We start from the raw sequence: 23,150 nt of genomic DNA, 5'->3' as shown, positions 1-23,150 counted from the left end.
GCGCCGATGATGAACCTCGCTGAGTATCGCAGCCGCAACCGGCGCCTCGCCGATTTCCTGCCCTGGGCGGCGCTCGTCGCGCCGGGCATCGTGCTCAACAAGGATGGTTCGTTCCAGCGTACGGCGCGTTTTCGCGGGCCGGACCTCGACAGCGCCGTTCCCGCCGAGCTCGTCGCGGTCGCCGGACGGCTGAACAACGCCTTTCGTCGCCTTGGCTCGGGATGGGCGATCTTCGTGGAGGCGCAGCGCCATGCCGCGTCAACCTATCCGGCGAGCACCTTCCCCGATGCCGCCTCCGCTTTGGTCGATGCCGAGCGGCGGGCCGATTTCGAAGAGGCCGGCAGCCATTTCGAGTCGAGCTACTTCCTGACCTTCACTTATCTGCCGCCCGCTGAGGATGGCGCTCGCGCCGAAGGCTGGCTCTATGAAGGGCGGGACAAGGCAGGGCTCGATCCCCATGAGACTTTGCGCGGCTTTGCCGACCGAACCGATCGGCTCCTCAACCTCATTGACGCCTTCATGCCGGAATGTCGCTGGCTCGATGATGGCGAGACGCTGACCTATCTGCACAGCTGCGTCTCGACGCATCGGCACCGTGTCCGCGTGCCGGAGACGCCGATCTACCTCGACGCCCTGCTGGCCGATCAGCCGCTCACCGGCGGGCTGGAGCCGCGCCTTGGCGACCAGCATCTGCGGGTGCTGACCATCACCGGCTTTCCCACGGTGACGACGCCTGGCTTGCTCGATGAACTGAACCGGCTCGCCTTTCCCTATCGCTGGTCGACACGGGCGATCCTGCTCGACAAGACAGATGCGGTGCGGCTGCTCACCAAGATCCGCCGCCAGTGGTTCGCCAAGCGCAAATCCATCGCGGCGATCCTGAAGGAGGTGATGACCAACGAGGCCTCCGTCCTCGTGGATTCCGATGCCGCCAACAAGGCTGAAGATGCCGATCTCGCGCTGCAGGAACTCGGCGCGGACCATGCCGGCATCGCCTATGTCACCGCGACTGTGACGGTGTGGGACGCTGATCCGCGCATCGCCGACGAGAAGCTGCGGCGGGTCGAGAAGGTCATCCAGAGTCGCGACTTCACGGCGATGTCGGAAACCCTCAATGCGGTCGACGCTTGGCTCGGATCTTTGCCGGGCCACGTGTACGCCAATGTCCGCCAGCCACCGATCTCGACGCTGAACCTCGCGCACATGATCCCGCTCTCGGCGGTGTGGGCTGGCGAGAGCCGTGACGCGCATTTCGACGCGCCGCCGCTGCTGTTCGGTAAGACCGAGGGCTCGACCCCGTTTCGATTCTGCCTCCATGTCGGCGATGTCGGCCATACCCTCGTTGTCGGACCGACCGGCGCGGGCAAGTCGGTGCTGCTGGCGCTGATGGCGCTGCAGTTTCGACGCTACGTCGGTGTCCAGGTGTTTGCCTTTGATTTCGGCGGTTCGATCCGGGCCGCGGCGCTTGCCATGGGCGGTGACTGGCACGATCTCGGCGGCGGCCTCAGCGAGGGGAGCGCGGAGAGCGTTTCGCTCCAGCCGCTTGCGCGCATCGATGAGGCCACGGAACGCGCCTGGGCCGCCGACTGGATCGTCGCCATCTTCACCCGCGAAGGCGTGTCGATCACGCCGCAGGTGAAGGAGCATATCTGGACAGCGCTAACCTCGCTGGCCTCCGCGCCGGCCGAGGAGCGCACCCTCACAGGCCTCTGCGTCCTCCTACAGTCCAACGACCTGAAGCAGGCACTGCGTCCCTATTGCCTTGGCGGCGCATGGGGCCGGCTGCTCGACGCCGATACCGAGCATCTGGGCTCGGCCACCGTCCAGGCCTTCGAGACGGAAGGTCTGATCGGCACGGAGGCCGCGCCGGCGGTGCTCGCCTATCTGTTCCACCGGACCGAGGACCGGCTCGACGGATCACCGACGCTTATCATCATCGATGAAGGCTGGCTGGCGCTGGACGACGAGGGCTTCGCGGGCCAGCTGCGGGAATGGCTGAAGACGCTGCGCAAGAAGAACGCCTCCGTCATCTTTGCCACGCAGTCCCTCTCTGACATCGATGGCAGCGCCATTGCGCCGGCGATCATCGAGAGCTGCCCGACACGTCTTCTGCTCCCCAATGAGCGGGCCATCGAGCCGCAGATCACCGCCATCTATCGCCGCTTCGGCCTGAACGACCGGCAGATCGAAATCCTCGCGCGGGCGACCCCGAAGCGCGACTACTATTGCCAGTCGCGGCGCGGCAACCGGCTGTTTGAGCTCGGCCTCAGCGAGGTCGCGCTGGCGCTGTGCACGGCATCCTCCAAGACCGACCAGCAGGCCATCGACAAGGTCTTCGCCGCTTACGGTCGCGACGGCTTCCTTGAGGCCTGGCTGCGTCATCGCGGCCTCGGCTGGGCCGCCGACCTCATTCCCAACCTCACCAATCTGGAGACGCAGCCATGACGCTGTTCCGTCCGCGCGCGCTCACCGTTGCCGTCGCGCTGCTGACCGCGCCGCTCGGCCTGTCACCCGTGCTGTCCCCGCCCGCGCAGGCCCTCACGGTCTATGATCCCTGGAACTACGCGGAGAACATGATATCGGCGGCGCGGGCGCTGGAGCAGATCAACAACCAGATCACCTCGCTGCAGAACGAAGCGCAGATGCTGATCAACCAGGCGCGCAATCTCGCCAGCCTGCCGCATTCCTCGTTGCAGCAGATCCAGCAATCGGTCCAGCGCACCCAGCAGTTGCTCGGGCAGGCGCAGAGCATCGCTTTCGATGTCGGCCAGATCGACCAGGCCTTCCAGCAGCGCTACGGCAACATCCCGCTCTCGGCCTCCGATGCCGATCTCGTCGCCGGTGCGCGCTCGCGCTGGCAGACCACCGTCGGGGGCCTGCAGGATGCGTTGCGGGTGCAGGCCGGCGTTGTCGGCAATGTCGACGCCAACCGCGCCGAGATGGCGACGCTTGTCGGCCAGAGCCAGGGCGCCACGGGCGCCCTTCAGGCTACGCAGGTCGGCAACCAGTTGCTCGCTTTGCAGTCGCAGCAGCTCTCCGACCTGATCGCGGTGATGTCCGCCAATGGGCGCGCCGAGGCGCTGTCCGAGGCGGAACGCGCGACCGCCGCCGAGCAGGGCCGTGAGCAGCGCCGGCGCTTCCTCACTCCGGGCGCCGGCTATCAGGCCGGCAATGCCCGCATGTTCAGCAACTGAGGGAGGCCGACATGGACGGAGCCATGCTGGCCCGGCTCGGCGCAGTGATCTTCGTGGCCATCGCCGGTACGGCGGCGGTCGTGGAGATGAGCCGGGAGGAAAAGGCGCCGGAGCCACCCATTCGGACGGTCGAGGCCGAGCACGATCCTCTGCGCGGTGAACAGCGCCGCTGCCAGCGATTGGGAGAGCTGGCCGCGCAAGACATCGCGTGCCTGAAGGTCTGGGCGCAAACGCGCGACCGGTTCCTCGGGCGTCCCGCATCGATTGAAGGTCGCTGAGATGGGCGGCACCGGCGTCATCGACACTTTCCTCGGGGTCTTCACCTCCTATATCGACAGCGGCTTCGGCCTGCTCGGCGGCGAGGTTGCCTTCATCGCCACCACGCTCATCGTCATCGACGTGACGCTGGCGGCGCTGTTCTGGTCGTGGAGTGCGGATGACGACATCATCGCGCGGCTCATCAAGAAGACGCTGTTTGTCGGCGTCTTCGCCTACATCATCGGCAATTGGAACAACCTCGCCCGCATCGTCTTCGAGAGCTTTGCCGGGCTTGGGCTGAAGGGCTCGGGAACGGCATTTTCCGTCAGCGACCTGATGCGTCCGGGCAAGGTGGCGCAGACCGGGCTCGACGCCGGTCGGCCGTTGCTTGAGTCCATCTCCGACCTGATGGGCTGGGTCGCCTTCTTCGAGAACTTCATCCAGATCGCCTGCCTGCTGTTTGCCTGGGCGCTGGTGCTGCTCTCCTTCTTCATTCTCGCGGTCCAGCTCTTCGTCACCTTGATCGAGTTCAAGCTGACCACGCTCGCCGGCTTCGTGCTGATCCCCTTCGGCCTGTTCGGCAAGACCGCCTTCATGGCCGAGCGGGTGCTGGGGAACGTCGTCTCCTCCGGCATCAAGGTCATGGTGCTCGCGGTCATCATCGGCATCGGCTCCACCCTTTTCGGCCAGTTCACCGCCGGCTTTGGCGGGCAGACGCCGACCATCGACGACGCGATGGCCATCGTGCTGGCTGCTCTTTCCCTTCTCGGTCTCGGCATCTTCGGCCCTGGCATTGCCGCGGGCCTTGTCTCCGGCGGCCCGCAGCTGAGCGCGGGGGCCGCGGTCGGCACGGGCCTCGCCGCCGGTGGCGCGCTGATGGCGGCCGGCGGTGCGGCCAGCCTCGCCGTCCGAGGCGGTGGGGCGGCGCTCTCCGCGACAGCGGCCGCGGCGCGGGGCGGTGCGACTGCTTACAGCATCGGCGCGGGAGGCCAGTCCGGCATGGCGAGTGTCGCCTCGGGACTAGGGAGCGTCGCACGCGCCGCGGGCTCCGCAGCCGTGACCCCGCTGGCGAACGCCGTCAACGGCACGGCATCGGCTTCCGCGGCCGGTGACGTGCCCGACTGGGCGAAGCACATGAAGCGCGGCCAATCGCTTCGCCATGGCGTCTCCGCCGCCGCCCATGCTGTGCACTCCGGTGACAGCCATGCCGGCGGCTCTTCCGTCTCCCTCAGCGAGAGCGACCGCTCATGAGCCTCTTCAAGCGACCCGCGACACATTACGGCACCTCGCCCGAGCCCGTCACGCCCTATCAGAAGGTGGCCCAGGTCTGGGACGAGCGCATCGGCTCGGCCCGTGTGCAGGCGAAGAACTGGCGACTGATGGCCTTTGGCAGTCTGTTGCTCTCGGCCGGCTTTGCCTCGGCGCTGATCTGGCAGTCGACGCGGGGCACCGTCGTGCCCTGGGTGGTCGAGGTGGATCGTCTTGGACAGACGCAGGCCGTAGGGCCTGCAACCGGCGATTATCGCCCAACCGATCCGCAGATCGCCTGGCATCTCGCCCGTTTCATCGAGCAGGTGCGCAGCCTGCCGGCGGATCCCGTCATCGTGCGGCAGAACTGGCTTCGGGCCTATGAGTTCACCACCGATCGGGGTGCTGCCGCGCTCAACGATTACGCCCGCGCCAACGATCCTTTTACCCGGGTCGGCAAGCAGCAGATCGCCGTCGAGGTCTCCAGCGTGATCCGGGCCTCGCCGGATTCCTTCCGCGTCGCCTGGGTCGAACGACGGTACGAGAACGGTCAGCTCGCCGCCACCGAGCGCTGGAGCGCGATCCTGACATTGGTGATCCAGCCGCCGCAGGATGCCGAGCGCCTGCGCACCAACCCGCTCGGCATCTATGTCAACGCCATCAGCTGGTCGCGGGAGTTGAGCCAGTGAAAACGTCGTGCCGTAAACCCGCATCTCCGGCTTTCCGCCACTCTGCCTTTGCGGCGCTCCTGCTATCGGCGACCGCGCTTGCTGGATGCGCTTCGGCACCGAAGCCGCCGCAGATCAGCTACGACAGTGACGTGCCGGCGCTGCCAGTAGTGCCCGCCGTTGTCACGGATGAGCGTCCGCGCCCGCTCCACACGCCGCCCGCCTGGACGCCGGCCAAGGGCGGCACGGACGCCAAAACACCCGTCGCCCGCGTAGAGAATGCCAATGCGGCGGCCCGCGTGGAGCCGCGCCGCGAGGGATACTACAACGCCATTCAGATCTATCCCTGGAGCGAAGGCGCGCTCTATCAAGTCTATGCGGCGCCCGGCCAGATCACCAATATCGCGCTGGAGCCGGGTGAGAGCCTGACTGGCAGTGGACCGATCGCGGCGGGCGATACCGCCCGCTGGATCATCGGCGACACCGAGAGCGGCAAGGGAGCGAGGCGGCGCGTGCATGTGTTGGTGAAACCGACGCGGGCGGATATCGCCACCAACCTCGTCATCACCACCGACCGGCGCAGCTACATGATCGAGCTGCGCGCCGGCGAGACGCCCTATATGCCGGCCGTCGCCTGGGCCTATCCGCAGGCTCCGGGAGTTCTGCGCCCCAGTGTTCCTCCGACGCCGGTCATCCCGAGCTTCGCCGCCCGCAACTACCGCTATGCGCTCACCGGAGACACGCCGCCCTGGCGGCCGATGGCCGTCTATGACGACGGGCGCAAGGTCTATGTCGAATTCCCGCGCGGGGTCCTTCAGGGCGAGATGCCGCCGCTCTTCGTCATCGGCGCCGATGGCGAACCCCAGATCGTCAACAGTCGCATCCACCAGAACATCCTGATCGGCGACCGGCTGTTCGGTGCCGCCGAGCTTCGCCTCGGTGGCGGCGAGCGTCCGCAGAAGGTGCGGATCGAGCGGACGGACGGGAGGCCGGCATCATGAGCAACCCCGACAATCATGACTTTGAGGTCGATCTCGCCGCTCCGAACACCGATCGCGCCGCCGCCATGCGGCTGCGTCCCGAGCCGCCGCGCGTCACACGTCTCTCCCGCAAGGTGATGGCCGGTGCCGGGCTAGTCGTCAGCATCGGCATTGGTGGCGCCCTGATCTATGCACTGCAGGGGCGCGACAAAGGCACCGGTGGTGAGGAGCTCTACTCCACGCAGAACCGCTCCACCGCCGATGGCCTTGCCGGCCTGCCGCGGGATTACACCGGCCCCATCCTTGGACCGCCGCTACCTGGCGACCTCGGCCGGCCGATCCTTGATGCACAGAACCGCGGCCAGCCCGTCGTGGCGCCGACAATGACGGCGCCACAGGCCGATCCCGAGCAGCAGCGGCGTCTGGCGGAACAGGAAGCCGCGCGGACCAGCCGCGTATTCTTCCAGGCGGCGCAGGCTCGCGCGAGCGCGCCTTCGGGGGCGAGTGCTTCCGGCTTCAGCAGCCCTGGCTCGGCGGGAACGGGCGGCACGTCCTCACCCCAGGATCGCCAGCTCGCCTTCCTCAATGCCACTGTGGATCGGCGCGTGGTCGCATCCGATCGCGTCATGGCACCGGCGTCGCCCTATGTGCTGCAGGCGGGCGCCGTCATACCGGCTGCGCTCATCACCGGTATCCGCTCAGACCTGCCCGGCCAGATCAGCGCGCAGGTGACCGAGAACGTCTATGACAGCCCGACCGGCCGCATTCTGATCATCCCGCAGGGAACGAAGCTGCTCGGCCAGTACGACAATGGCGTCGGCTTCGGACAGCGCCGCATCCTGCTGGTCTGGAACCGGCTGATCCTCCCCAATGGCCGCTCCATCGTGCTCGAGCGCCAGCCCGGCACGGATGCGCAGGGTTATGCTGGCCTTGAGGACGGCGTCGACATGCACTGGTGGGATCTCGCCAAGGCGGTCGGCCTCTCGACCTTGCTTTCCGTCAGCGCCGAGCTCGCCATGGATGATGAGGACGAACTGATCCAGGCGCTCCAAAGCGGGGCGCAGGACACCATCAACGATGCCGGGCAGGAAATCATCCGCCGGCAGTTGAACGTCGCGCCGACCCTGACCATCCGGCCGGGATTCCCGGTGCGAGTCATGGTCACGCGCGACCTGGTGCTCGAACCCTACAGGTATTGACCATGGCGAAGTTGAAACTCGGACCGATCACGAACGACAAGCCGGTGAAGGTGGCGCTCTCGCTACCCGGCGCGCTGCACCGCGATCTTGTTGCCTATGCGGAGGTGCTCGCTCGGGAAACCGGCCAGCCTGTCCCGGATCCAGCAAAACTCATCGTGCCGATGCTGGAGCGCTTCATCGCCACCGATCGCGAGTTCGCCAAGGCGCGGCGCGAGGCTGGCGGCGCTGCGAGCATCAGCGCGTCGCAGCCTGCTCTCGGGCCATCTTCCGTGTGAGGCTGAGCAAGGTGCGCACCGCCGGGTTGTCGTTGCGAGGCGAGTAAATCACGGAGAACGGGATCACCTCGCCGGCGAGAGGGCGGAACACCACCTCCGGCAGACCGATGACCGTTTCCGACTCAAACACCGGAAGGATTCCGCGTCCCGTGGCGACAAGACCAAGAAGGCTATAGCGCGCGACCTGCTGCGTGCTGATGCGCGGCGAGATGTCGAGTTCCCGGAACTTCCGCTCAAGAAAACCGCGCACCTCATTGCCAGAGCCTTCAGTGCGGACGAGAAAGGTCTCATCCACGAGATCTCGCCAGGACAGCACGTCCCTCTGGACCAGAGGATGAAGCCGCGGCAGCGCGAACAGGAGCGGTTCGCTCCACGAGGAAATCGCATCACAGTCCGGCCAGCTTTGCCGGCCCAGCGCGAATGCAGCGTCGAGATCAAACCGCCGTATCGCGGCCGCGTGACTTTCTGCAGGCGCTTCGACAAAGTCGATGTGAACACCCGCATAGCGACTGTCATAGGTCTGGAACAGGTCGCGCAGAAAGCCGGAGGACAGGTTCGAGAACAGCCCAACCCTAAGATGCCCTTCTTCCGCCCGGCCGAACACCGCGGCCTCCTCGCCGGCTTCGCGAATCTGATCCAGCGCCTGCCGTGTCCGGCTGAGATACCTTTGCCCCGCCAGAGTGAGGTTCACCCCGCTCGAATGCCGGATGAACAGCGAGACGCCGATCTCGTCCTCCAGGTCACGCACGCTCCGGCTGATGGAAGATTCCTTGACCTCAAGAGCCACCCCGGCTCTTCGGAAGCTTCCGTGCTCGGCGGCCGCCACGAAATAGCGCAGGTGGCGCAACTCGATCGAGGTGGAAAACGGCGCAGCCATTCGGGCTCCGGCGTGTTGAGTAGCTTCTGGATATTGATACTCAAAGTTGCGGCTACGTCGAGAGTTGCAGACGGGCTTTGCATCGCGGCCGTTCCGGGCGCCGCCACGCGCAGCGCATCGGTGCAGCGCCGCCGCTTAGAAAGCTGCCGAACGCACGCCATGGCATCCGGGAATTTTCTTCCGGGAGCATAGATTCTGCTCAGAATGTCGCGTTCGAGGGCGAATCGAAGCAGAAAACGCCCCGAAGGGCGTTTGCTAACTATCTGATTTTTATTGGGAAAACTGGAGCGGGCGATGGGATTCGAACCCACGACCCCAACCTTGGCAAGGTTGTGCTCTACCCCTGAGCTACACCCGCCCGCTCCTGTCGAGATCGGCCGGCAGCGCCAACGACCTCGAACGGGCGCCTCTATGCCCCATGCCGAGACGGATTGCAACGCCCTTTGCTACAGTTTCACGAAGCCTGTGGAAATGTCGGCACCTCAGATGCCTACGCCGGCCGGCGACAGGGCGAAGCCGCGCGCGGCGGCAATGAAGAGGTCCACCTCCGCCGCCGTGGTGGCGAAGGACGTGACCAGCCGCACCACGTTCGGCGCCCAGCGATCGGCATAGAAATAGAAGCCGGCCGTCAGCAGCGCCGTCGCCATGCCGTCCGGCAGCTTGCAGAACAGGATGTTGGCCTCGGCGCCCTCCTGCACCTCCACGCCCGCCACCTCGGCGAGCCCACGTCCCAGCCGGTCCGCCATTGCATTGGCATGGCGGGCATTGGCGAGCCACAGATCGTCGGCGAGATAGGCCTCCATCTGCGCGGCGAGGAAACGCATCTTGGAGGTGAGATGGCCGCCGCGCTTGCGCCGCAGCGCCAGTTCCCGCGCGCGCTTCGGGTCGAAGGACAGCACCGCCTCCACGCCCATCGCGCCATTCTTGGTGGCGCCGAAGGAGAGCAGGTCCACCCCGACCTTCCAGCTCATCTCCGCCGGCGAGACGCCGAGCGCCGCCACCGCATTGGCGAAGCGCGAGCCGTCCATGTGCAGCGCCAGTCCCGTCTCCCGGCACACCGCGCCGAGTGCCGCGACCTCGTCGGGCGTGTAGAGCGTGCCGAGCTCGGTCGCCTGGGTGATGCTGACGCAGGCCGGCTGGACGGCATGCACGTCGCCCTTGCCATCCCGGGCCTTCGCCAGCAGGGCCTCGGGATCGATCTTGGCCAGCGGCCCGTCGACCGGCACCAGCTTGGCGCCGCCGGTGAAGAATTCCGGCGCGCCGCATTCGTCGTTCTCGATATGGCTGAGCGGATGGCAGAGCACCGCTCCCCAGGGCGGGGTCGCCGCGGCGAGGCACAGCGTGTTGGCGGCAGTGCCGGTGGACACCAGCAGCACCGTCACCTCGCGCTCGAACAGCTCGGCGAAGCGGCGCTCCAGCCGCGCGCTCACCTCGTCGGCGCCATAGGAGCGCGCCGTGCCGCCATTACAGGCCGCGAGCGCCTCGAGGATCTGCGGCGACACGCCGGCCATGTTGTCACTGCCGAAGGCCGGCATGCGGGTGGGCGAGGCGGGAGAGATCGTCACGGCAACTTCCTTCCAGTTCCCAGGTCGTCAATTCCCAGGTCGTCAATTCCTGGCTCGGCGACCGTCCTATCGCTCCGCCGCCCGGCGGCGGGCATCGGCGACCACGTCGACAAAGCCTTGATAATCCAGCGCGGCGGCCACCTTGTAGGGGCCGACCAGATAGACCGGCGTGCCCGGCAGCTGAAGCGCCTTGGCCTGCTCGTTGTTGCGCTTGAGCACCCCGGCGATCGGCTCGACATGCTTGTCGACGTCGGCATTCAGCCGGGCGAGATCCAGGCCGGCGCGCTTCAGCGCCTTGCCCATGCCCTCCTCGTTCATGGACCGGCTCTGCAAGCCCATAAGCGCGTGATGGGCGGCCTCATAGCGGTCCTGGTACTTGGCGGCGAGAGCGAGCCGGGCCGCCGTCACCGACGATTTATGCAGGATCGGCCAGTCCTTGTAGACGAGGCGGATCTTGCCGTCGGTCTTGATCAGCTTGGTCAGCGCCGGCGTCGCGCCTTTGCAGTATCCGCAATTGTAGTCGAAGAAGGCGACGATGGTGACGTCGCCGGCCGGGTTGCCGCCGACCGGCACCTCCGGATCGAACAGCAGCGCCTGCACGTCCAGCTCCGGCGCGGCCGATGAACTCTCACCCGTCAGCGGCGCCGTCACTACCGCGCCGAGCGAGACGCCCATGGCGGAGCGCAGGAAGGTGCGGCGGTGCATCGGACATCTCCAGGAACGCGCGACGGACGCGGGACAGGCAAGGCTGACACAGCTAAATCTCTGAGCGGAAACGGATTCCCTCGAGAATGATGCGGCTGACATTCTCGGCCGCCGCGTTTGCGAAAGCCTCGTCGCCGAGACCGGTGCCGAGCAGCGCGTCGATCTGGCCGGCGAAGTCGGCATAATGCTGCGTCGTCGCCCAGATGGCAAAGATGAGGTGATGCGGGTCGACCGGCGCCAGCTTGCCGGCGGCGCTCCAGTCGCGGATCATCGCCGCCTTGGCGTCGACCAGCTGCTTGAGTGAGGTTTCCAGCTCGTGTTTCAGCAGCGGCGCCCCCTGCACGATCTCCAGGCAGAACAGCCGCGAGGCTTCCGGCTGGGTGCGCGAGAACAGGATCTTGCGGCGGATATATTCGCCGATGGCGACGACGGGATCGGCTTCCGGCTCGATGGCGCGCAGCGGCGCCAGCCACTCATCGAGCAGGCGGCTCAACACCGCGACGTAAATTTCCTCTTTGGATGCAAAGTAATAGAAGAGGTTGGTCTTGGAGACGCCGGCATCCTCGGCGATCTGTTCCACCGTGGTACCGTGCAGGCCGGCGCGGGAGAACAGGCCGAGCGCGGCGTCGAGGATGGCGGTGCGCTTGGCCTCGATCTGCTTCAGCCTTCGCGGGGTCTTCGGGTGAGCAGAACGCTGGCCGGGCGGGGATTTGGGCGGCGCCGGCGCCTTCGCCTTGCCGGCCGGATTTCGCGTGACCGCGCTGCGTGCCAACGACCGATACTCCCATCCCATTTCCGAGACTGACATGACATGGAAATGAACGGCGTCGCAATATGGGGCCGGCGGCCCGCGCTTCGGAGTCTACGATGATTGACGCCAAGTCTCTGATTTCATCTGCTTTTCTGTTCGCCCTACCGGTTACCGCAGCCGCTCAGACAGTGCCGGTCGCGGTGCGGGCGACGCCGATCGAGCAGTTCGACGCCACCGGCCGCACGCGGATCGGTGCGGTGGAATTCCGCGGCGGGCTAGTGCTGACCTCGCCGGAGAGCCAGTTCGGCGGCCTGTCGGGTATGGCGCTGGACGCCACCGGGGAGAAGCTTATCGCCTTGACGGACAAGGGATATTGGCTTTCCGCCACCCTCCTGAGCCAGGACGGGCGGCCGACCGGCCTCACAGATGCGCAGATGGCGCCGCTCGTGGCGGCGGATGGACGCAAACTGGCATCCCAGGGCCTCGGCGACAGCGAATCGCTAGCCCTCACCGGGCAGGGCACGGTGGTCGGCATCGAACGTCGCCACGAAATCTGGAGCTTTCCCGGCCCGGACCCGCTGGGGGCGAAAGGCAAACAGCTGATATCCTTCAAAGGGATAGCCGAGCTCGGCTCCAATGAGGGCATCGAGGCGCTGGCCATCCCGCCCGAGGGAAAGCCGGCGGCGCTGATCGCCATCGCCGAACAGGACCCGAAGGACCCGGCCATCCTGCCGGGCTTCCTGTTCTCGCCGCTCGACAAGCCCCGGCTCGTCGGGCGCTTTGCCATTGAAAGAATTGACGAATTCAGCGCCACCGACCTCTCGCTCGGGCCGGACGGCAAGGCCTATCTGCTGGAACGGCGCTACGACCCGCTGCGCGGGGTCGCCATGCGCATCCGCCGGTTCGAACTGACGCAACTCGTTGACGGCGCTAAGCTTTCCGGCGAGGTGCTGATGGAGGCGCACCGGGCGGCGGCCATCGACAACATGGAGGCGCTGGCGGTGACGCGGGATGCGGGAGGGGAGATCCTCCTCACCGTGCTGTCGGACGACAATTTCTCGCCGCTTCAGCGCACCGTGCTGCTGCGCTTCGCGCTTGTCCAGTGAGTAGGGTGAGGTGGACGATGCGGCCGATCCGAGGCCGAAGCCGACCGATGCGGCCAGCGCGGCGCGGCGATCAGGCCGAGGTGCCGGAGGCCGGAGCCGAATTCGGCGACGTCCAGGGCTTCAGCCGGCCCATCAACGCGCCATAGGGCACCAGGGCGACCAGCGCGCAGCCGAGCTTCACCAGGAAGTCGAAATAGGCGAGGCCCATCCACAGCGGCACCGTGATGCCGGTCGAGGCATAGGTGACGGGGAAGGACATGTCGGCGTCGCCCGCGAAGGCGAGGGAGAAGAACAGCACCGTGTCGAGCGCCGAGCCGAGCAGGCTGCCGGCGAGCGGCGCCTGCCACCAGCTCATGCGGCGCAGGCGGTTGAACACGGTGATGTCGAGCAGCTGGCCAACCAGGAAGGCGCTACCGGAGGCGAGCGCGATGCGCGGGGTGGCGAGCCACACCGACAGCAGCACCGCGAGGGCGAAGCCGGCATAGACGACGCGCCGCGTCACCGCCGGTCCGAACCGGCGGTTGGTCAGGTCGTTGACCAGAAAGGCAAGCGGATAGGTGAAGGCGCCCCAGGTGAGCGCCTCCTCCAGACCGAAGAACCGGACGGGATACTGGACGGCGACGTTCGACGCCGCCACCACAGCCATCATGGCGGCGATGGGCAGCAGCAACGCCCGCAGCGAGACCCGCGTTCCGGCGATCCGCATCGGATCAGGCCGCAGCCGCGGCCTCGGTCGAGGCCTTCTGCACCGCGCGCTTCAGCTCGACGGCCTTCTGCGACAGCTCTTCGGCGCGAGCCTTGAGCAGGAACGCATCGAGACCACCGCGGTGATCGACGGTACGCAGGGCATTGGCGCTCACGCGCAGCTTCACCGACCGCTTCAGCACGTCGCTGGTGAGCGTGACGTTCACCAGGTTCGGCAGATAGCGCCGACGGGTCTTGCGGTTCGAGTGGCTCACGAGATTGCCGGTCAGAACCGCCTTCCCGGTAAGTTCACACCGACGGGACATCGTGGACTTCCTTAATGTTCGCAGCTGCCGCGCGCCGGACCCGAATATCGAGCCTTGCGATCTTGCAGGCAGCATCCGTGAAAGAGTGCGCTCCTATAGGCAAGCGGCCAGCGCCCGTCAAGGCTCAAGACAGAGCCGTGACACAGCGACGGCCCCGCCGGCGGCCGGGGTCCGCCGCGCGCATGGGCGCCGATCGCCCGCGCGGAGCGCCTCGCGCACAGGTGATGCGCGGGGCAGACAGGCGTCACAGTTCCGCCGGCTTCGACCGCCATCGGGAATCATAATAGACTGATTCGCCAATGTGATTCACGGCCCGCCTCGCGAGGCCGCCGGAGCCTGCCCTTCATGCCGCGTCCCGTGCCGCGCCCTTTGTCGCCTTCGCGCCTGCTGGCGCTCGCCGGCGCCTGTACCGCGACCCTCGCCGGTACATTGCTGGCCGGCGCGGCTCCCGCCCTCGCCGACGGCAAGTTGGAAGCGCGCTACAAGCTGTCGCTGGCCGGGCTGGAACTCGGCCGCGCCGCCTTCCTGCTCGAAGTGGACGACAATTCCTATACCGCCTCCGGCAGCGCCCGCCTCACCGGCGTGGTGCAGGCGATCTCCTCCGGCAAGGGCTCGGCCGGCGCGCGCGGCACGGTGCAGCCCGGCGCGCTGGTGCCACGCTCCTTCGCCATGGAAGCGGAAACCGAGAAGAAGGCCGAGGCGATCCGCCTGTCGCTCGCCGGCGGCAACGTCACCGACGCCAAGGTGGAACCGCCGGTGCCGCCCGCCGACGACCGCGTGCCGATGGCCGACAAGGACAAGCGCGGCGTGCTCGACCCGATGACGGCGGCGCTGTTCCTGGCGCCGGGCTCGGGCGACCTGATGGCGCCGAAGAATTGCGAGCGGCTGCTGCCGGTGTTCGACGGCCGCCAGCGCTACGACCTCGACCTCAGCTTCGAGCGGGTCGACCAGGTGAAGGCTGAGAAGGGCTATGCCGGCCCGGCGCTGGTGTGCCGCATTTCCTACAAGCCGGTGGCCGGGCATCGCCCCAACCGCACCAGCGTCAAGTTCATGATGCGGAACAAGGAGATGTATGTGTGGCTGGCGCCGGTCGCCGGCACGCGCGTGCTCGCCCCGTTCCGCGCCTCGGTGGCGACCGCCATCGGCGTGGCGCAGATCGAGGCAGTGTCGTTCCAGACCGAGCCGATGGTCGCCAAGGGCGCCGGCGCCTCGCCGGCCAAGGCGGCGACGCCGTAGGGGCGGTGGCGACCGTCGACCTCGGCCGTTCGTTCCACCCGCGATCATCCCGCCCCTCATATCGGTTTTCCCTTGCCGGTTCTCCTTGCCGGTTCTCCTCGCGACGTCATCCCGGACGGCCACGGGTCGATCCGGGCGCGCATCCAGAACGGCACGCGATCCCGGCTCTGCGCTGCGGCCGGGATGGCAGGGGGTCGAGAGTTCCCATTCGACAGGACGTCGACGCCGGCTCCCTTCACTTCCCTCTCCCCGAACCCGGCTGTTGCCGGGTTCGGTTCCGGCAAGGTCGAACCCGGTAACAGCCCGTTTCGACGGAGAGGTGGCCCGCGCGGCGGCGGTGAGGGGGACGACATCGGGAAGCAAAGAAGGCCCCTCACCCCAACCTTCCCCCTGACGGGGAGAGGGAGGCGACACACAGGAAGGGGAGCCCAATCCCAACGGCCCCGACAGCCCCCTACCCGCTGAATCCGGCGCGCCCGAGCAGCCTACGCAGTTCCTCGTCGTCCACCCCGAACAGCCCCAGCATCGCCGCATAGGGATCGCCGGGCAGGCCCAGCACGGCGGCGAAGGCCGGCTCGGTCTTCAGCCCGGCCCGCCGCTGCATCATCACCGCCGCGCGGAGACCCTCGCCGCCGAGCGCCAGCAGGCGCTGCTCGACACGGAAATGCCGCCAGCCGGCCTGGTCGAGGACGGGGCGCGGCGCGGCAAACACCTCGAACGGCCAGCCGGCGGCGGTGAAGGAGGCGACGACCGGACGCTCGCCGGTCCGCCATCGGCGCAGCGAAAAATGTTGCTCGTCGCGAAAATGATCCCACATGACACGGGCGGCGGCGTCCGGCTCGGGCGCATGGCAGGCGATGTCTATGTCGCTGCCGGCAAGGTCGAGCCCGAGCGGCGGCGTGCCGACCACCTGCGGATCGAAGGCCGCGAGACGGCGCAGGAGACCGGTGGCGGCCAGCGCGGAGCGGAAGCCCTGTTTCGACGATGCATCCATGAGATGATCCCTGATGATGTCCCGCCGGGATGGCCTTCGCCGCCCGTTCCACGCGCCGATTCGCCGATGGCGCGCCTCCCATGCTAGAACGGCGGCCCTTCCGGCTCGACGGAACGGTCGCCGAATGAGCGTTACCTGGTGAACGTCGCCTTATGAACATTGCCGCCCCGCCGGACATTGCCCGCGCCGCCAACGCCGCCTCGCTGAATCCGCTGCCGCCCCGCCTGCGCGCGCGCGGCGTCACCGCCGTGCTCGGGCCGACCAATACCGGCAAGACCCATCTCGCCATCGAGCGCATGCTCGGCCATTCCTCCGGGCTGATCGGCCTGCCGCTGCGCCTGCTCGCCCGCGAGGTCTATCAGCGCCTCGTCGAGCGCGCCGGCGCCGACCAGGTGGCCCTCGTCACCGGCGAGGAGCGCATCAAGCCGCCGCATGCCCGCTACTGGGTGGCGACGGTGGAGGCGATGCCGCGCGACCTCGACGTCGCCTTCGTGGCGCTGGACGAGATCCAGATCGCCGCCGACCTCGACCGCGGCCACGTCTTCACCGACCGGCTGCTCAACCGGCGCGGCCGCGAGGAGACGCTGCTGCTCGGCGCCGCCACCATGCGGCCGCTGATCGAGAAGCTGATCCCCGGCGCCAATATCCTGGTGCGCCCGCGCCTGTCGCAGCTCACCTTCGCCGGCGAGAAGAAGATCACCCGGCTGCCGCGCCGCTCCGCCATCGTCGCCTTCTCGGCCGACGAGGTCTACGCCATCGCCGAGCTGGTGCGCCGCCAGCGCGGCGGCGCGGCGGTGGTGCTCGGTGCGCTCTCCCCGCGCACCCGCAACGCGCAGGTCGCGATGTACCAGAATGGCGATGTGGATTACCTCATCGCCACCGACGCCATCGGCATGGGCCTCAATCTCGACGTCGACCATGTCGCCTTCGCCGCCGACGTGAAGTTCGACGGCTGGCAGTACCGCCGGCTCAACCCCGGCGAGCTCGCCCAGATCGCCGGCCGCGCCGGCCGCGCCCAGCGCGACGGCACCTTCGGCACCACCGGGCGCTGCCCGCCCTTCGACGCCGAGCTGGTCGAGCGGCTGGAGAGCCACGCCTTCGATGCCCATCGCGTGCTGCAATGGCGCAACACCGCGCTGGACTTCGCCACGATCGAGACGCTGAAGCGCAGCCTCGCCGAGCCGCCGCGCGAGGAGGGCCTGACCCGCGCGCCCACCGCCGCCGACGTGGAAGTGCTGGAGACGCTGGCGCCGGACCCGGAGGTGCGCCGCTTCACCGGCAGCCGCGCCGGGGTGGAACGGCTGTGGGAAGCCTGCGGCCTGCCGGACTATCGCAAGGTCTCCCCGGCCTCGCATCGCGACCTCGTCGGCACCGTCTACGACCACCTGATGCGGCTCGGTCGGCTCGAAACCGACTGGTTCGCCAAACAAGTGGCCTTGGCGGACCGGACGGAAGGTGACATAGACACGCTGTCGGGACGTATCGCGCAGATCCGCACGTGGACCTTCGCGGCCAATCGTCCCGACTGGCTCGACGACCCGGAGCACTGGCAGGGGATAACACGGCGCGTGGAGGACCGACTCTCCGACGCGCTTCATGAGAGACTGGCAAACCGTTTCGTCGACCGACGGACGAGCGTCCTGATGCGGCGCCTGCGGGAAAACGCAATGCTCGATACAGAAATCACCAAGACCGGCGACGTCGTCGTTGAAGGCCATGTGATCGGCCACCTGCTCGGCTTCCAGTTCGCGGCGGACGCATCCGCCGGCGGCCCGGAAGCCAAGGCCCTGCGCGCCACCGCCCAGAAAGCGCTGGCCGGCGAGATCGAGGCCCGCGCCACGCGGCTCTCGGAAGCCGGGGACGATGCCTTCGTGCTCTCCGCCGACGGCACGCTGCGCTGGATCGGCGACCCCGTCGCCAAATTGATCCCCGGCGAGGAGGTGCTGACCCCGCGCCTCAAGATCATCGCCGACGAGCACCTGACCGGCACCGCCCGCGACGCGGTGCAGGCGCGGATCGAGTTGTGGCTGAAGGCGCATACCGAGAAGCTGCTTGGCCCGCTGCTGGCGCTCGGCCGCGCCGAGGACGTCGCCGGCATCGCCCGCGGCATCGCCTTCCAGCTGGTCGAATCGCTCGGCGTGCTGGAGCGCCAGAAGGTCGCCGAGGAGATGAAGACGCTGCCGCAGGAGCAGCGCGCGGTGCTGCGCGCCCATGGCGTGCGCTTCGGCGCCCATCACATCTACCTGCCGGCGCTGCTGAAGCCGGCGCCGCGCGCGCTCGCCGCCCAGTTCTGGGCGCTCAAGCATGGCGGGCTGCAGCAGAAGGGCCTCGACGAGCTGCCGCACCTCGCCGCCTCCGGCCGCACCTCGATCGCGGTCGACCCGGAAATCCAGAAGGGCCTCTACCGCGCCGTGGGCTTCCGCGTCGCCGGCGAGCGGGCGGTGCGCGTCGACATTCTCGAGCGCCTCGCCGACCTGATCCGCCCGGCGCTGGCCTGGCGCCCCGGCGCGACCGGCGAGAAGCCGGCGGGCGCCTTTGACGGCGGCGGCTTCACCGCCACCGTCGCCATGACCTCGCTGGCGGGCTGCGCGGGCGAGGACTTCGCCTCCATCCTGCGCTCGCTCGGCTACCGCATGGAGCACCGCCCGGCGCCGGTGGAGCCGGTGGCGGAAGCCCCGGCCTCCGAGACCGTGACGGCCGAGGACGTGACGGACGCCGCGACGACGGAAGCCGTCGTCGAGGTCGCGGCCGAGGCGCCGGTGGAACCCGTCGTCGAGCCGGCCGTGGAAGCGGTGGCCGAGGACGCGGTGGCTGAAGAAGCGCCGGCGGCCGACGCCCCCGAGGCCAGCGTCGAGGTGGCTGAGCCGGCAGAAGAGCCGGCGCTGGAAGTAGCCGCCGAGGCGGCAGAGGCGACCGAGATCGGCGAGGCCGCTCCGGTGGAAGCGCCCGCGGACGCGTCGGTCGAGACGGAGACGGAGACTGCCGAGGCAGCTCCTGCCGAAGCCACGACTGTCGAGGCCAGTGCTGCCGAGACCACTGCTGCCGAAGCCATTGCCAGCGAGGCCGTTCCTGCCGAGCCGGCGATGATCGAGGTGTGGCGTCCGGGTCGTCCGGCCGGCCAGCCGCATCATCGCGGCGGCCAGCGCGGGGCGCCGCGCGGCGGTGCGCGCCAGGGCCAGGGTTCGGGCGAGGGCAGCGAGGGCGGACGCCGCTTCGAGCGCGGCCCGGCTCGCGAGGGTCAGCCGCGTGACGGCCAGCCCCGTGAGGGCCAGCCGCGCCCCGAGGGCGAGGCCGCCCGCGCCGATGGCCGGCGCGACGAGAATCGCCGTGACGACCGCCGTCCGCGCCCGGAGCGCGGCGAGCGGCCGGATCGCGGTCCGCGTCCCGAGCGCGGCGAGCGCACCGGCGGCGGGCGCGAGGAGCGCGGCGAGCGTCGCGGCGGCGAGCGCCGCAACGAGTTCCGCGACGGCCCGCGCCACGACCAGCGCCCGGATCACCGCAACGCGCCGCGCAACGAGGCGCCGCGCCGCGACAAGCCGGTGGATCCGGATTCGCCCTTCGCCAAGCTGCTGGCGCTGAAGGCGAAGATGGAAGCCGAGAAGGACGGCAAGTAGGACGGCAAGTAGGAAGCCCCTCGGGCTTCCGGGAGGGCGGCCTTGAGCGGCGAGCGGCATCGCCTCGACGTCTGGCTGTGGCACGCACGCTGCGTGCGCACCCGCAGCGTGGCGGCCGAGCTGGTCCGTGCCGGCCATGTGCGGCTCAACGGCGCGCGGGTAAGCGCGCCGGCGCAGCCGGTGCGGCTCGGCGACGTGCTCACCATCGCCCTCACCGGCCGGGTGCGGCTGATGAAGGTGACCGGATTTTCCGAGCGCCGGGGGGATGCGCAGGCGGCCCGCGAGACCTATCTGGATCTCAGCGAGCCGCCGCGAGACGGCCCGGACGTGCAGGAGAGCCCGGAGTAGCTCTGCGTCCGGGGCGGATCAGCTCCTCGCGCCGGGCGGGGCAGCGGTAGCCCGAACCGTCCATGCCCGGTTGCGCGGCGGCAGGCGGTGCGCTAGAGCGCTTTGCGGCCGGGTGAGAGATCCGGCCCGCCAAGGCGCTCTCGGTGGGACGATCGGGAGCATGTTCTCCTCGCAAAAGGCGTTTCGGTTTTTGCGGAACATGCGCTAGGTAAGGGCCGCGGGTAAATCACGCGTCCCGTACGGAGATAAGATAAATGCCCTACGTCGTGACGGACAATTGCATCAAGTGCAAGTACACCGACTGCGTCTCGGTGTGCCCCGTCGACTGTTTCTACGAGGGCGAGAACTTCCTGGTCATCCACCCGGACGAATGCATCGACTGCGGCGTGTGCGAGCCGGAATGCCCGGCCGAGGCGATCAAGCCCGACACCGAGCCGGGGCTGGAGAAGTGGCTGCAGATCAACGCCGACTACGCCAAGGTCTGGCCCAACATCACCGAGCGCCGCGACCCGCTGCCCGAGGCCAAGGAATGGGATGGTGTAGCCGACAAGCTACAGTATCTGTCGCCGGAACCCGCTAAGCAGGACTGACGGTGCGGCGTGCGTCGCGCACGCTACGTCACCTCACACGACGCGCAGGATTCGCCAGCGGCGGCGAGTCCGCGCGCACGCTGCGTTGCGGCAGTGTTTTGATTCTGTGCCGAATTGTGCTATAACCCTTTTCGAGCAGTCGATTGGGTTTGCCATGGCGCAACGCTCCGGATTTGGAGCGATCCCCCCGGAATTGATGAAGGGCTTGGTCTGACACGCCTTTGGCGCGTGCCGGGGACCCCCCGATTTTCCGTCGTCGGCTGATGGTACGGCTCCGGTAATCCGCCGGTGCCGGGTGTGTCTTATGCCCGGAGCGATCCGGGATGGCAAGTCGGCCGAGGTGGCCGGGTGCCGAAGAACCGAGACCCAGGAGCAGGCTCAGCATGTCGACGAAGAAGCCGTCCACCAACGTCCGTCAGGGGTTCAAGACGGGCGAGCATATCGTGTACCCGTCGCATGGCGTCGGGCGCATCACGTCGATCGAAGAGCAGGAAGTGGCGGGCTTCAAGCTCGAACTGTTCGTCATCCACTTCGAGAAGGACAAGATGACGCTCCGTGTCCCGGTGCCGAAGATCGCCTCGGTGGGCATGCGCAAGCTTTCCGAGCCGGCGGTGATGAAGAAGGCGCTGGAGACCCTGAAGGGCCGCGCCCGGGTGAAGCGCACCATGTGGAGCCGCCGCGCCCAGGAATATGAAGCCAAGATCAATTCCGGCGACATCGTCGCCATCTCCGAGGTGGTGCGCGACCTCTACCGTTCCGACGCCCAGCCCGAGCAGTCCTATAGCGAGCGCCAGCTCTACGAGGCCGCGCTCGACCGCATGGCCCGCGAGCTCGCCGCGGTGGAGAACCTGACCGAGACCGAGGCGATCAAGTCGATCGAGGCCAATTTGCAGAAGGGCCCGCGCCGGCTCGGCAAGGGCGAGGAAGCCGAGGCCGAGGACGTCGAAGACACCGACACCGAGGAAGCCGCCGCCTGAGCGCGCTGCTTTACGACACGACACGGAAAGCCCGGCCTCGCGCCGGGCTTTTCTTTTGCGCGGCATGGTGCGGGAAGCCGTCCGGTAGCGGCCATATGGGGGCGGAGCGGGCGGCTGGTTTCGCGGGAACGAGAGGGCAGTGTCCGGCCGCTCGGCATGATGTCGGGAGCGGAGCACGGCGGAGTGCCGGGGATGTGGCACGGGCACTCTCGGTCCGCCCGTCCGATGACTGGACGAGTCGCTGGCTGGCGAGGCGATAGCCGAGGGACGCATCCGTCGAGGCATCCGCCGATGGAGCGCATGCTCCTCGATGCCGTTATGGCGCTGCAGCCGCATCGGACCGGACAGGGCATGCCGGCGGCGCAATCGCTGGGCCGGGGCGACCGCGCACCCCGTGATGCCGCGCCACTGCCGTTGCCGCACCGGACTGGAGAGGGGTGTCCAGACTTCGCCGTCGCTGGGGGAGTGGCGCCCGCCACGTATCGGCAGGCCGGTATCTCGGAGCGGGCGCCGCGCTAGTGCTCGGGAGTGTGGCGTTGTCCCTCCCCGCGTGCCCGGCCGATGGCTGGGCAAGCCGGAGGCTTGAGCGAAGCGATAGCCGAGGGAAGCAACCGTCGAGGCGTTGCCCAATGGGGAATGGGCGCCTCGATGCCGTGACCGCACCGCAGCCGCATTGGGTGGAGCGGGGAATTCCGGTGTCGCCTATGGCTCGGCCGGGACGGCGGTCCCCTTTGACGCCGCATGTCGTCGCGGCGGCACCAGCGGGGATGGTCCGACATCCCCGTCGTTCGGCCGGAGCGGCGCGTGCCACGTACCGGCACAACCGAATCCTCGGGGAAACAGGGTGCGGGTCGCGTCACGCCCCCGGCGAGATGCCGGAAGCCTGGCGCCGCCCTCCCGGTACGCGCCGCCAATAGCCGGGAATGCCGAAGGCTGAACGGGGCGCGGGCTGAGCTGGCCATCCGTCAGCGAGGCGCCCGGCGACCGTCCATGCAGCTTCAGCGCGGCCGCCGCATCGCGCGGAATGGGGCGTGCGGGCATGACCTATCGCGCGGACGAGCGGCGGCACACCTTGCGTGTTGGCTGAGCTGGCATCGTGGGGAACCGAGTGCAGACCGCGGATCGCCGCCCGGCGAGATGCCCGAAGCGTGGCGCCGCTCTCCCGGCTCCTCGCAGCTAATCGCCGGCGACGCCGATAGCTGGACGTGTCGCGAGCTGAGCGAGCCATCAATCAGCGGGGCGCCGGAGGGAAGCGTGCCCCGTCGCAGTCGCGATCGGTATCGCCGCCGCATCACGCGGGACGGGAGGTTTGTACATCGCACCGTCGCTCGGCCGGGGCGGCCGTGCGCCCAGCGTACGGGCCGAACCGCGGATCACGGCAAGTCGGATGTCGGTAATGGCGCGCCGTTTACCACAGATCCGGCAAGCGTTCGCGCCGGCAACTCCTATCGGAACGGATGCGGAATAACGGTGCCAGCCGCTGTCACGAGCCATCAGGGGCGGCAGGTGGCCGGCCTCAAGGGACACGGCCGGCCCGAAGAAAAGCCTGCAAGCC

Annotated in this window: 21 protein-coding genes and 1 tRNA gene; 14 read left to right on the top strand and 8 right to left on the bottom strand. The window is 68.3% G+C overall.

Annotation, left to right across the window (positions count from 1 at the left end):
- Nucleotides 1-6 precede the first annotated feature (6 nt).
- Genes trbE through LGR54_RS03230 form a run of 8 tightly spaced genes read left to right on the top strand, consistent with a single transcriptional unit; the run spans nt 7 to nt 7,822 of the window.
- Complete coding sequence (gene trbE / locus LGR54_RS03265) at nt 7-2,445, top strand: conjugal transfer protein TrbE (RefSeq protein ID WP_230360516.1); 2,439 nt, start codon at nt 7-9, stop codon at nt 2,443-2,445.
- Nucleotides 2,442-3,194: a P-type conjugative transfer protein TrbJ gene (gene trbJ, locus LGR54_RS03260; protein ID WP_230360515.1), complete on the top strand. Its 753-nt coding sequence runs from the start codon at nt 2,442-2,444 to the stop codon at nt 3,192-3,194. Before trbE ends, trbJ begins: the two co-directional genes overlap by 4 nt.
- An 11-nt stretch (nt 3,195-3,205) precedes the next feature.
- Complete coding sequence (gene trbK-alt, locus LGR54_RS03255; protein ID WP_230360514.1) at nt 3,206-3,472, top strand: putative entry exclusion protein TrbK-alt; 267 nt, start codon at nt 3,206-3,208, stop codon at nt 3,470-3,472.
- Nucleotide 3,473: 1 nt separating this feature from the next.
- Complete coding sequence (gene trbL / locus LGR54_RS03250) at nt 3,474-4,703, top strand: P-type conjugative transfer protein TrbL (RefSeq protein ID WP_230360513.1); 1,230 nt, start codon at nt 3,474-3,476, stop codon at nt 4,701-4,703.
- Nucleotides 4,700-5,389, top strand: coding sequence for a conjugal transfer protein TrbF (trbF, locus tag LGR54_RS03245; protein ID WP_214009084.1), 690 nt, complete (start codon nt 4,700-4,702; stop codon nt 5,387-5,389). The genes trbL and trbF overlap by 4 nt, the downstream gene beginning before the upstream one ends.
- A complete protein-coding gene (trbG, locus tag LGR54_RS03240; RefSeq protein ID WP_230360512.1) occupies nt 5,386-6,369 on the top strand; it encodes a P-type conjugative transfer protein TrbG in 984 nt (327 codons plus the stop codon). Before trbF ends, trbG begins: the two co-directional genes overlap by 4 nt.
- Complete coding sequence (locus LGR54_RS03235) at nt 6,366-7,547, top strand: TrbI/VirB10 family protein (protein WP_230360511.1); 1,182 nt, start codon at nt 6,366-6,368, stop codon at nt 7,545-7,547. The genes trbG and LGR54_RS03235 overlap by 4 nt, the downstream gene beginning before the upstream one ends.
- A 2-nt stretch (nt 7,548-7,549) precedes the next feature.
- Nucleotides 7,550-7,822 carry a DUF2274 domain-containing protein gene (locus LGR54_RS03230; protein WP_230360796.1) on the top strand — a complete coding sequence of 91 codons (273 nt, stop codon included), beginning with the start codon at nt 7,550-7,552 and terminating at the stop codon, nt 7,820-7,822.
- Here the strand turns inward: LGR54_RS03230 and LGR54_RS03225 are convergent.
- The 5 genes from LGR54_RS03225 to rutR form a co-directional block, all read right to left on the bottom strand.
- Complete coding sequence (locus tag LGR54_RS03225; RefSeq protein ID WP_230360510.1) at nt 7,782-8,699, bottom strand: LysR substrate-binding domain-containing protein; 918 nt, start codon at nt 8,697-8,699, stop codon at nt 7,782-7,784. The two genes, LGR54_RS03230 and LGR54_RS03225, sit on opposite strands and share 41 nt — an antisense overlap.
- A gap of 283 nt (nt 8,700-8,982) precedes the next feature.
- Nucleotides 8,983-9,057 (bottom strand) — tRNA-Gly (locus tag LGR54_RS03220).
- 124 nt (nt 9,058-9,181) lie between these two features.
- Nucleotides 9,182-10,264 (bottom strand): low specificity L-threonine aldolase, encoded by a 1,083-nt coding sequence (locus LGR54_RS03215; protein WP_230360509.1) that lies wholly within the window; start codon nt 10,262-10,264, stop codon nt 9,182-9,184.
- A gap of 66 nt (nt 10,265-10,330) precedes the next feature.
- On the bottom strand, nt 10,331-10,969 hold the full coding sequence (locus LGR54_RS03210) for a DsbA family protein (protein WP_230360508.1): 639 nt from the start codon (nt 10,967-10,969) through the stop codon (nt 10,331-10,333).
- A 52-nt stretch (nt 10,970-11,021) separates the two neighbouring features.
- Nucleotides 11,022-11,741, bottom strand: a complete 720-nt coding sequence (rutR, locus tag LGR54_RS03205; protein ID WP_255607168.1) for an HTH-type transcriptional regulator RutR — start codon at nt 11,739-11,741, stop codon at nt 11,022-11,024.
- Nucleotides 11,742-11,836: 95 nt separating this feature from the next.
- Between rutR and LGR54_RS03200 the strand changes: the two genes are divergently transcribed.
- Complete coding sequence (locus LGR54_RS03200) at nt 11,837-12,826, top strand: esterase-like activity of phytase family protein (protein ID WP_230360507.1); 990 nt, start codon at nt 11,837-11,839, stop codon at nt 12,824-12,826.
- Between the two features lie 70 nt (nt 12,827-12,896).
- Here the strand turns inward: LGR54_RS03200 and LGR54_RS03195 are convergent, their stop codons facing one another.
- Nucleotides 12,897-13,532, bottom strand: coding sequence for a queuosine precursor transporter (locus LGR54_RS03195; RefSeq protein ID WP_230360506.1), 636 nt, complete (start codon nt 13,530-13,532; stop codon nt 12,897-12,899).
- Between the two features lie 4 nt (nt 13,533-13,536).
- Complete coding sequence (gene rpmB, locus LGR54_RS03190) at nt 13,537-13,836, bottom strand: 50S ribosomal protein L28 (RefSeq protein WP_213353215.1); 300 nt, start codon at nt 13,834-13,836, stop codon at nt 13,537-13,539.
- Between the two features lie 345 nt (nt 13,837-14,181).
- Here rpmB and LGR54_RS03185 point away from each other — a divergent pair, with 345 nt between their 5' ends.
- Nucleotides 14,182-15,072 carry a DUF3108 domain-containing protein gene (locus LGR54_RS03185; protein ID WP_230360505.1) on the top strand — a complete coding sequence of 297 codons (891 nt, stop codon included), beginning with the start codon at nt 14,182-14,184 and terminating at the stop codon, nt 15,070-15,072.
- A gap of 454 nt (nt 15,073-15,526) precedes the next feature.
- Here the strand turns inward: LGR54_RS03185 and LGR54_RS03180 are convergent, their stop codons facing one another.
- Nucleotides 15,527-16,066: a DUF4269 domain-containing protein gene (locus LGR54_RS03180; RefSeq protein WP_230360504.1), complete on the bottom strand. Its 540-nt coding sequence runs from the start codon at nt 16,064-16,066 to the stop codon at nt 15,527-15,529.
- 152 nt (nt 16,067-16,218) lie between these two features.
- On the opposite strand from LGR54_RS03180, the gene LGR54_RS03175 reads away from it, so the two are divergent.
- From LGR54_RS03175 to LGR54_RS03160, 4 genes are all read left to right on the top strand, one after another.
- On the top strand, nt 16,219-19,680 hold the full coding sequence (locus LGR54_RS03175; protein WP_230360503.1) for a helicase-related protein: 3,462 nt from the start codon (nt 16,219-16,221) through the stop codon (nt 19,678-19,680).
- A 42-nt stretch (nt 19,681-19,722) separates the two neighbouring features.
- On the top strand, nt 19,723-20,028 hold the full coding sequence (locus tag LGR54_RS03170) for an RNA-binding S4 domain-containing protein (RefSeq protein WP_230360502.1): 306 nt from the start codon (nt 19,723-19,725) through the stop codon (nt 20,026-20,028).
- Nucleotides 20,029-20,282: 254 nt separating this feature from the next.
- Complete coding sequence (fdxA, locus tag LGR54_RS03165) at nt 20,283-20,618, top strand: ferredoxin FdxA (protein WP_230360501.1); 336 nt, start codon at nt 20,283-20,285, stop codon at nt 20,616-20,618.
- A 383-nt stretch (nt 20,619-21,001) separates the two neighbouring features.
- On the top strand, nt 21,002-21,595 hold the full coding sequence (locus tag LGR54_RS03160; protein WP_230360500.1) for a CarD family transcriptional regulator: 594 nt from the start codon (nt 21,002-21,004) through the stop codon (nt 21,593-21,595).
- The last annotated feature ends 1,555 nt before the right edge of the window (nt 21,596-23,150 follow it).

Origin of the sequence: Ancylobacter sp. Lp-2 (genome assembly GCF_020523795.1) — a bacterium.
In the GTDB taxonomy this organism is placed as follows: Bacteria; Pseudomonadota; Alphaproteobacteria; order Rhizobiales; family Xanthobacteraceae; genus Ancylobacter.
Note: the sequence above shows the minus strand (reverse complement) of the source record. Positions and strands in the feature narration are given on the sequence as shown.